The organism is Nonomuraea sp. NPDC003201, assembly GCF_053590415.1.
In genome coordinates, this window is record NZ_JBSFTC010000784.1 from 1 (window position 1) to 1,079 (window position 1,079).

The 1,079-nt window shown below is 71.5% G+C and carries 2 protein-coding genes; one reads left to right on the top strand and one right to left on the bottom strand.

Features of this window, described 5'->3' with window-relative positions:
• Positions 1-638, bottom strand: a 638-nt coding sequence (locus ACWDX9_RS63630) for a methyltransferase domain-containing protein (protein WP_449973502.1), incomplete at its 3' end; no start/stop codon positions are given.
• 122 nt (positions 639-760) lie between these two features.
• On the opposite strand from ACWDX9_RS63630, the gene ACWDX9_RS63635 reads away from it, so the two are divergent.
• Entirely contained in the window at positions 761-1,048 is a 288-nt protein-coding gene (locus tag ACWDX9_RS63635; protein ID WP_449973503.1) for a HesB/IscA family protein, read from the top strand.
• The last annotated feature ends 31 nt before the right edge of the window (positions 1,049-1,079 follow it).

Here is a 1,079-nt window from a genome sequence, read left to right on the forward strand (position 1 = left end):
ATCCGCATGAACCCGCACGGCGCCACCGACCGGCTGGCCCAGTGGTCACCGGCGCGTTCGAGAGCCACGGACACCTGCACGCCCCGCAGGTCGAGCGGCGCCACCAGCCGCCCGCCCGCGCCCAGCTGCTCCAGCCACGCCGGGGCCAGGTCCCACACGCCGACCGTGGCGACCACGCGGTCGTACGGGGCCCGCTCCGCGTACCCCTGGACGCCGTCCGCGCACACCACCTCCACCCGCTCCGCCCCGGCGGCGGACAGGTGCCGTCCGGCCCGCGCGACGATGTCCTCGTCGATGTCGACGCTCACCACGTGCCCGGCGGGCCCGGCGAGGCGGGCCAGCAGCGCCGCGTTGTAGCCGGTGCCCGCGCCGATCTCCAGCACCCGGTGCCCCGGCTCCACGCCGAGCTGGTCGAGCATCGTGGCCATGATCGCGGGCTGCGAGGACGAGCTGATCGGCCGGCCCGCGTCGTCACGTTTGGTGACGATGGGCACGTCACGGTAGGCGTCCTCGGGGTCGACGCCGGGCACGAAGAGGTGGCGCGGCACCGCCAGCAGCGCGGCGGCCACGGGATCGCTGATGTCCTGGCGTTTCCGCAGGTGCGCCACCATGGCCTGCCTCTGCTCCGCGAAGTCCATGGCCCCATTCTCCACAGGGGGCTCCAGGAAATCTGAGCAAAGAAACAGTCAAGAAGGGTTGAGCCGCTGTGTTGGGGGAAGGGCAGGCAATTCCTGAACGTCGACCGTGAGGAGGAGCCGTAGTGCTCACCCTGACAGCCAACGCTGCCCAGGCGATCCGCGATCTCACCGCGTCCGCGCCCGAGCCTGCCCAGAGCGGGGTTCGCATCTCGTCTCAGGGAGAAGGCGCGAGTTCGCTCACCCTTACGCTGGCCACCGCTCCGGAGCCGGCGGACGAGGTCGTCGAGGCCGAGGGGGCGCGTGTCTACCTCGACCCCGTGGCCGCCACCGTATTGGAGGACAAGTCACTGGACGCCGGAGCCGACGACCAGGGAAGCGTGTCGTTCCTGGTCAAGGATCAGATGGCGTGACATGGGCGCCCGCCGTGCCGCACCGGCACGG